Here is a 7,538-nt window from a genome sequence, read left to right as displayed (position 1 = left end):
AATACCCCGGCCGTGTTGCTGCCGGTATTGGCCGTCACAATGTCGGGCCGACCGTCGCCGTTGACGTCGCCTACAGCCACTCCAGAGGGGAAACTGCCGGTGGAGTAAGTGCTGACGGGGCCAAATCCCCCGCTAGCCAGCGCCAGTAGCACCCCGGCCGAACTGCTGGTGTAGTTGGCCGTCACAATGTCGAGCCGACCATCGCCGTTCACGTCAGCCATGGCCACCCCACAGGGCTGGCTGCTGGTGCCGGTAGAGTAAGTGCTGACTGAAGCAAAGCCCCCGCTAGCCAGCCCTAGCAGTACCCCGGCCGTATTGCTGCCGCCGTTGGCCGTCACAATGTCGGGCCGACCATCGCCGTTTACGTCGCCCACGGCCACGCTTCGGGGGTTGCTGGTGGCGCCGGTGGAATAAGTGGTGACGGAAGCAAAGCCCCCGCCGATGCGCCCCAGCAACACTCCGGCCGTACTGCTGCCATAGTTGGCCGTAGCTATATCCAGCCGGCCGTCGCCGTTCACGTCGGCCACGGCTATGCCATAAGGGCTGCTGTAAGCCCCGGCCGAGTAACTACTGGCGGCACTAAAGCCCCCGCCAGCCAGCCTCAGCAACACCCCAGCCGCGTCGTTCGCGGGGTCGACCGTAATAATGTCAGGCCGTCCGTCGCCGTTCACGTCGCCCACCGCCATGCCAATGGGGATGATGCCGGCAGGATAGGTGCTGGCCGGGCCAAACGAGGCCGGCGTCTGGGCCTGGGCCGCGCCGGCTGCGGTCAGCAGCAGCCCCAGCGCCGCCAGGAAGCCGGCTGGGTACGAAAGAGTAGAAGGGGAGAAGTGAGGCATAAGAGGAAAGTTCAGGATGGAAACCAAGCGACCAACGCATACGCGGGCCAGGCGCTGGTGGCAAAGACTTTCAGGCAAATTAACCATCCGCCCACTCAATATGCACCTTCCTGAAAATCTGAAGATAAACAATTTCAACCCTTGCCTTGCACCGCAACCAAGAACAAGCGGATTTCGACATAACAAAACGATGCAATACTTCGCCTTAACTATTGCAAACGATTGCGGAAATGCGTACATTTATAAATGGCACATTTCATCAATCACCTCGTCCAATCCTGGGGCCTGAGCCCGGTGCACTACTGGCACCTGCGTTTGCTCACCGCCCTGTTGCTTGTGCCCCTGCTGGGGGTGCTTTACATCGTGTTTTTCGACCGGCCCCGGCGCCCCACCATGGGCCGCAAGCTGTGGTCGTAACAAGGTGACCGGTGGGGGCGGAAGACAGAAACCAGAAACATCGTGTCGCGTGCAGCGCAGCATGATGTTTCTTTGGGCGTTCTAATGCTTCCGCTTACCCATGCTGCACGAAAGCTTACTCCTCATTCTCGGCCTGCTCTTCGCCGTGTTTTTGCTGGTGATGCTGGGGCAGAAGCTGGGCATTTCCTACCCCATTTTCCTGGTGCTGGGCGGGCTGGCGCTGAGCTTCGTGCCCGGCCTGCCGCGCGTGGCCATCGCGCCCGACCTGATTTTCCTGATTTTCCTGCCGCCGCTGCTCTACGAAGCGGCCTGGACGACTTCGTGGAACGACTTCTGGCGGTGGCGGCGGGCCATTGGGCTGCTCGCGTTTGGACTGGTGGCCTTCACCTCGCTCATCGTGGCTTATGTGGCGCGGGCCGTCATTCCGGGGTTCACGCTGGGGCTGGGGTTTTTGCTGGGCGGCATCATCTCGCCGCCCGATGCCGTGGCGGCCACTTCGGTGCTGCGCGGCATTAAGGTGCCTCGGCGCGTGACGGCCATCCTGGAAGGCGAAAGCCTGATTAACGATGCCAGCAGTTTGATTGTGTTTCGGTTTGCGCTGCTGGCGGTGCTTTCGGGCACGTTTGTGTGGCAGGAGGCAGCCACTAGCTTTCTGCTGACCAGCGGCATGGGGCTGGCGGTGGGACTGGGCGTGGCGTATGGGTTTTTCCTCATTCACAAATACTTGCCCACCACGCCCAGCATCAACACGGTGCTCACCTTCATGGCGCCCTACGTAATGTACCTGCTGGCCGAGGAATTCCATTTCTCGGGCGTGCTGGCGGTGGTGAGCGGCGGGCTGCTGCTCTCCCACCTCTCGCACCGGGTGTTCGATGCCAACACCCGCCTGCAGGCCAACAGCGTGTGGGCCAGCGTGAGCTTCGTGCTCAATGGCCTGGTGTTCATTCTCATCGGCTTGCAGCTGCCCATTGCGGTGGAGGGGTTGGGCAATTATTCGTTGCCGCAGGCCATTGCCTACGGCCTGCTAATGAGCGGACTAGTCATCGTCATTCGCATGCTGTGGATGTACCCAGCGGCCTTCATTCCGCGCTTTCTGAGCAAAAGCGTGCGCCAAAGCGAGCCCAGCCCCGGCTGGCAGGGCACGCTGGTGCTGGGCTGGGCGGGCATGCGCGGGGTGGTGTCGCTGGCCTCGGCGCTGTCGGTGCCACTGCTGGCAGCCGACGGACAGGCGTTTCCGCAACGCAATCTCATTCTCTTTATCACTTTCGTGGTCATTCTCGTCACGCTGGTGCTGCAGGGGCTCACGCTGCCGGCCATCATCCGCTTCACCAAAATAGCGGAGCGCGACGACCGCACGCCCCTCGAAGAGCAGGAAGCCGGCGTGCGCCTGCACCTGCGCCAGGCTGCCGTGAAACACCTGCAACGCCAGTACCCCGCCGAACTGGAAGCCAACGAGCTCATTGCCCGCCTCCAGCAGCGCATGCAAACCGAAATCAACCTCACCACCCGCACCCTCAATTCGCTGGAGGTGGATGAGTCGGGCCGCGAGGCGTTGCGCCAGTACCACCTTGTGCTGCTCGACGTGCTGCAAGTGGAGCGCGAGGCGCTGGCCCACCTGCGCCACCACGACTCGTTCGATGACGAAGTGCTGCGCCAGCAGGAAGCCCAACTCGATTTGGACGAGGCCAAGGTGAAGCACATCGAGCGGTAAGGGCGGGTAAGTTGCTTAAAAAAGAACGTCATGCTGAGCGCAGTCGAAGCATCTCTACCGCAGCAGTAAATCCAGTCGATTGAATTGCGTTGCGCGGTAGAGATGCTTCGGCTGCGCTCAGCATGACGTTCTTTTTTCTGCAGGGCGTTCTGAAAATAAATTTTCCGCCCCGCCGCTTGCGCTGTTTCAACCCGCCGCTATATTTGCAGCGCGCTCCCTAATCCGGAGCACTTATCAAGAAAGGCGGAGGGACAGGCCCTGCGATGCCTTAGCAACCAGTAGCAATACCAGGTGCTAAATCCTGTTCTGAATCAGCTGCGGCCGGTTCAGGAGAAGATAAGTCTACAAGATGCTTTCCCGTCTGCAGCGGTGTGCTCTTCTGACTTGTCGGAAGGGCTTTTTTTATGCCTTTCCGGTAAGAAATCTTGCGTAAGTGCTTAGGTAATCGGGTGCGTTTTCGTCTCAATCACAAAACGCAAATACCCCATGCAAGCTTCCACCCGCCTCATCCAGTCCTTCCCCGTCGACGAGCTAACCGGTGCCCTCGCCGTGCCGATTTACCAGACCTGTACGTTCGTGCAGGAGTCGCCGGGCGTGCACAAGGGCTTCGACTACTCCCGCACCGGCAACCCCACCCGCAGCGCCCTGGAGCAGCTGCTGGCCGGCCTCGAACACGGCCATTCGGCCTACGCCTTCGCCAGCGGCATGGCCGCCATCGACGCCGTGCTGAAACTGCTTTCGACCGGCGACCAGATTGTGGCCATTGACGATATTTACGGCGGCGCGTTCCGCCTGTTCGAGCACGTGTACCGCCGCTTCGGCATCGACATTGTGTACTGCGACACCGCCGACCTGGCCCAAGTGCAGGCCGCCATCACCGGGCGCACCAAACTGGTGTGGCTGGAAACGCCTTCAAATCCTACGCTCAAAATCTCCGACATCGCCGGGCTGGCCGCGCTGGCCCACGCCGCCGGCGCGTGGCTGTGCGTCGACAATACGTTTGCCTCGCCCGTGCTGCAGCAACCCATTTTGCTGGGGGCCGATTTGGTGGTGCACAGCGCCACCAAATACCTGGGCGGCCATTCCGATTTGATTGCCGGCGCCGTGGTGGCAGCCACCGAGGAACTGGGCAAGCAAATTCAGTTCATCCAGAACGCCTCGGGGGCCATTCTGGGGCCGTTCGATTCGTTTCTGGTCATTCGGGGGCTCGAAACGCTGCACCTGCGCATTGCCCAGCACTGCAGCGCGGCCCTGAAGGTGGCCCGCTTCCTGCAAACTCGGCCCGAAATCAGCGCCGTTTATTACCCCGGGCTGGAGTCGCACCCGGGCCACGCCATTGCCAAAAAGCAGCAGCACGATGGTTTCGGCGGCATCATTGCCCTGGTGCTGCACGACGATACTGTGGAGGCCGCTACGCAGCTGGCCACTAGCCTGAAGTATTTCAAGCTGGCTGTGAGCCTGGGCGGCGGCAAGAGCCTCGTGTGCCACTCGGCCTCGATGACGCACACGGCCGTGCCGGCCGAAACGCGCCGTGCCGCCGGCTTCGCCGACAGTTTGCTGCGCCTCTCCATCGGCTTGGAAGCGGCCGATGACCTGATTGCCGATTTGGCGCAGGCGTTGGATAGCTTGGGCGTAGTGGCGGAATCGCCGGTAGAATCGGAAGCGGTGCTGGCGTAGCAAGAGTTGCCTAACACAAAAAAGACCGTCATGCCGAGCATCGCCAAGGCATGACGGTCTTAATATTTTGCTGCTGATGAACCTTACACCAGCGTGCGCAGCGCCTCGCGGCTGAAGCCGACCATCTCGTCGGCGCGGCCTTGCTGGATTTTCTCCACCCAATTCGGGTCCACGATGAGCTGGCGGCCGACGGCTACGAGGTCGAACTCGTTGCGGTCGAGGCGGCGCAGCAACTCCTCGATGCCCTGGGGCTCCGATGCTTCGCCCGCGAAACCGGCCAAGAACTCGCCCGACAGGCCCACCGAGCCCACGGTGATGGTGGTTTTGCCGGTGAGCTTCTTCACCCAGCCTGCAAAGTTCAGGTCCGAGCCTTCGCTTTCGAACTCGGGCTCCCAGAAGCGGCGCTGCGAGCAGTGAAAAATGTCGACGCCGGCCTCGGCCAGCGGCTGGAGCCAGGCTTCCATTTCCTGGGGCGTGTGGGCCAGCTTGGCGGCGTAGTCCTGCTGTTTCCACTGCGAGAGGCGCAGACTGATGACGAAATCCTCGCCCACGCTGCGGCGCACTTCCTTCACCAGCTCCACGGCCAGGCGGCTGCGCTGGGTGAGGTCGCCGCCGCCGTAGGCGTCGGTGCGCTCGTTCAGGCCGGCCCAGAAAAACTGGTCGATGAGGTAGCCGTGGGCGCCGTGCAGCTCCAGGCAGTCGAAGCCCAGGCGCTTGGTATCGGCGGCGGCGCGGGCGAAGGCGGCAATGGTGTCGGCGATGTCGTTTTCGGTCATGGCCTTGCCGGTGGCTTGGCCGGGCTTGAGGAGGCCGGACGGGCCTTCGAAGGCTTCCGAGGGCTTCCAGCCGGAGCGGTGCTCGGCCATCACGCCCATGTGCCAGAGCTGCGGGCCCATGCGGCCCCCGGCGGCGTGCACTTCGTCGATGACGTGCTGCCAGCCGGCCAGCGCGGCTTGGCCGTAGAAATGCGGAATGTTGGGGTCGTTGGACGAGGCCGGGCGCTCCACCACCGTGCCTTCGGAGAGGATGAGGCCGACCTGGCCCTCGGCCCGGCGGCGGTAGTAGGCGGCCACGTCGGCGCCCGGCACGCCGTTGGGCGAGAAGGAGCGGGTCATGGGGGCCATGACAATGCGGTTTTTGAGGTTAAGAGACTTCAGCGCGAAAGGCGCGAACAGGGCGTTGGTGGACATAATGCGAGGTTGCTGGTTTCGGATAATGGAAAGTCGACAACAACCGGGCTGGGGTGGTTTTGATTTTTAAGAGCGTCAGGCTGGCCACCAGCCCGTCATGCTGAGCGCAGCCGAAGCATCTCTACCGGGGAAGTAAACAACTATTCTCGCAGTAGAGGTGCTTCGGCTGCGCTCAGCATGACGGGCTGGAATATCTTCTGCAATAAACCCTGATAATTCCCATCTCTAAGCTACCCTAGCCCCGTTTGCTGCGTAAGTTGCGCCCGATGCTACGTTCCCTTTATTTCCTGCTGCTGCTCACCGCCGGGACTACCCAATTAGCCGCCTGCGCGCAGTCGGCCACCGACAAGCCGGCCGGGGCGCCTGTGGCCATGCGGCCCGGCCAGGCGCTGCCCTGGCTCGATTCGCTGCTCACGGATTCGCCCATTCTGCGCCTGCACCAGGTGGGCATGAGCCTGGCCTATGCCGACAGCGCCCGGCCGTTCTACGGCTATCAGGAAACCAAATACTTCACGCCGGCTAGCAACATGAAGTTGTTCAGCCTCTACGCGGGCCTGCACATTCTCACCGATTCCCTGCCCAGTCTGCGCTACTTCTCGCGCCACGACACGCTGTTTTTCCAGGGCACCGGCGACCCCACGCTGCTGCACGGCGACGTGCCCAGCCGCCGCGCCTACAGCTTCCTGCTGAACCGGCCGGAAAAAACGCTGGCTTACTGCGACATTGCCACCGTCACGCCCTTCGGCCCGGGCTGGACCTGGGACGACTACGGCTACTATTTCCAGCCCGAACGTGTGGCCTTTCCCATTTACGGCAACACCGTGCGCTTCTACGCCACGCCGCCCGCGCCGGTGCGCGCCGGCACGCGGCCGGCGGTGGCGCCACAGTCGCGCATTCGGGTGCTGCCGCGCTTCTTCGCGCCGTTGGTGGAGCCGGCCCCGGCCGAGCTGCGCACGCCCGGCCTCGACCCCGACACGCACATCATCCGGGCCCTGCACGAAAACCGCTTCTACGTGCTGCCCACCGTCAAAAAATGGGTCGATGAAACGCCCTTCGTGACGAGCCGCGGGCTGATGCTGCGGCTGCTGGGCGACACCCTGCGCCGGGCCACCAGCAACGCCAGCTGGCGCCCGCGCCCCGCGCTGGGCGACTCCATCCGCACGCTCTACGGCCTGCGCGTCGACTCGCTCTACCGCCGCATGCTGCGCGTGAGCGACAACTTTCTGGCCGAGCAGCTGCTGCTGATGTGCAGCACCAAAATCGGCCGCCGCGACTCGCTCAGCACCGGCCGTGTCATTCGCTACGCCCGCAAAAACCTGCTCACCACCCTGCCCGACCCCGTGCATTGGGTGGACGGCTCTGGGCTCTCGCGCCTCAACCTGGTCACCCCGCGCACCCTCACCGGCCTGCTGCTCAAGCTGCACCAGGAGCTGCCCGAGCGGCGCCTGCTCAGCCTGTTGGCGGCCGGCGGCGGCCAGGGTACCCTGCGCAAGCGCTACCACGACGCCGCCGGCCCCTGGGTGTGGGGCAAAACCGGCACGCTCTCCAACAACCTGAATATGTGCGGCTACCTGCGCACCAAAAGCGGCCGGCTGGTGGCGTTTAGCTTCATGAACAACAACCACGTGGCCGAAAGCGGCGCCATGCGCAACGAGGTAGAGCGCGTGCTGGCCCAGGTGCGGGCGCGGCTGTAGGGGCGGCTTG

The 7,538-nt window shown here is 63.1% G+C and carries 6 protein-coding genes and 1 riboswitch; of the genes, 4 read left to right on the top strand and 2 right to left on the bottom strand.

The window, feature by feature from the left end:
* Positions 1-839, bottom strand: an 839-nt coding sequence (locus Q4S41_RS22595) for an FG-GAP repeat domain-containing protein (RefSeq protein WP_305033411.1), incomplete at its 3' end; no start/stop codon positions are given.
* 246 nt (positions 840-1,085) lie between these two features.
* Here Q4S41_RS22595 and Q4S41_RS22590 point away from each other — a divergent pair.
* The 3 genes from Q4S41_RS22590 to Q4S41_RS22580 all read left to right on the top strand — a co-directional run bounded on the left by Q4S41_RS22590 (position 1,086) and on the right by Q4S41_RS22580 (position 4,644).
* Positions 1,086-1,256 (top strand): hypothetical protein, encoded by a 171-nt coding sequence (locus Q4S41_RS22590; RefSeq protein ID WP_305033410.1) that lies wholly within the window; start codon positions 1,086-1,088, stop codon positions 1,254-1,256.
* A gap of 100 nt (positions 1,257-1,356) precedes the next feature.
* Positions 1,357-2,967, top strand: a complete 1,611-nt coding sequence (locus tag Q4S41_RS22585; RefSeq protein ID WP_305033409.1) for a Na+/H+ antiporter — start codon at positions 1,357-1,359, stop codon at positions 2,965-2,967.
* Between the two features lie 228 nt (positions 2,968-3,195).
* A riboswitch (SAM riboswitch) is annotated at positions 3,196-3,310 on the top strand.
* Between the two features lie 143 nt (positions 3,311-3,453).
* Positions 3,454-4,644 carry a trans-sulfuration enzyme family protein gene (locus Q4S41_RS22580; RefSeq protein ID WP_305033408.1) on the top strand — a complete coding sequence of 397 codons (1,191 nt, stop codon included), beginning with the start codon at positions 3,454-3,456 and terminating at the stop codon, positions 4,642-4,644.
* Positions 4,645-4,727: 83 nt separating this feature from the next.
* Here Q4S41_RS22580 and Q4S41_RS22575 read toward each other — a convergent pair whose 3' ends face one another.
* Positions 4,728-5,834 (bottom strand): NADH:flavin oxidoreductase, encoded by a 1,107-nt coding sequence (locus Q4S41_RS22575; RefSeq protein ID WP_305033407.1) that lies wholly within the window; start codon positions 5,832-5,834, stop codon positions 4,728-4,730.
* A 266-nt stretch (positions 5,835-6,100) separates the two neighbouring features.
* On the opposite strand from Q4S41_RS22575, the gene Q4S41_RS22570 reads away from it, so the two are divergent.
* A complete protein-coding gene (locus Q4S41_RS22570; protein ID WP_305033406.1) occupies positions 6,101-7,528 on the top strand; it encodes a D-alanyl-D-alanine carboxypeptidase/D-alanyl-D-alanine-endopeptidase in 1,428 nt (475 codons plus the stop codon).
* Positions 7,529-7,538 lie beyond the last annotated feature (10 nt).

The sequence above is a fragment of the Hymenobacter convexus genome (assembly GCF_030580955.1).
Taxonomy (GTDB): Bacteria; Bacteroidota; Bacteroidia; order Cytophagales; family Hymenobacteraceae; genus Hymenobacter.
Note: the sequence above shows the minus strand (reverse complement) of the source record. Positions and strands in the feature narration are given on the sequence as shown.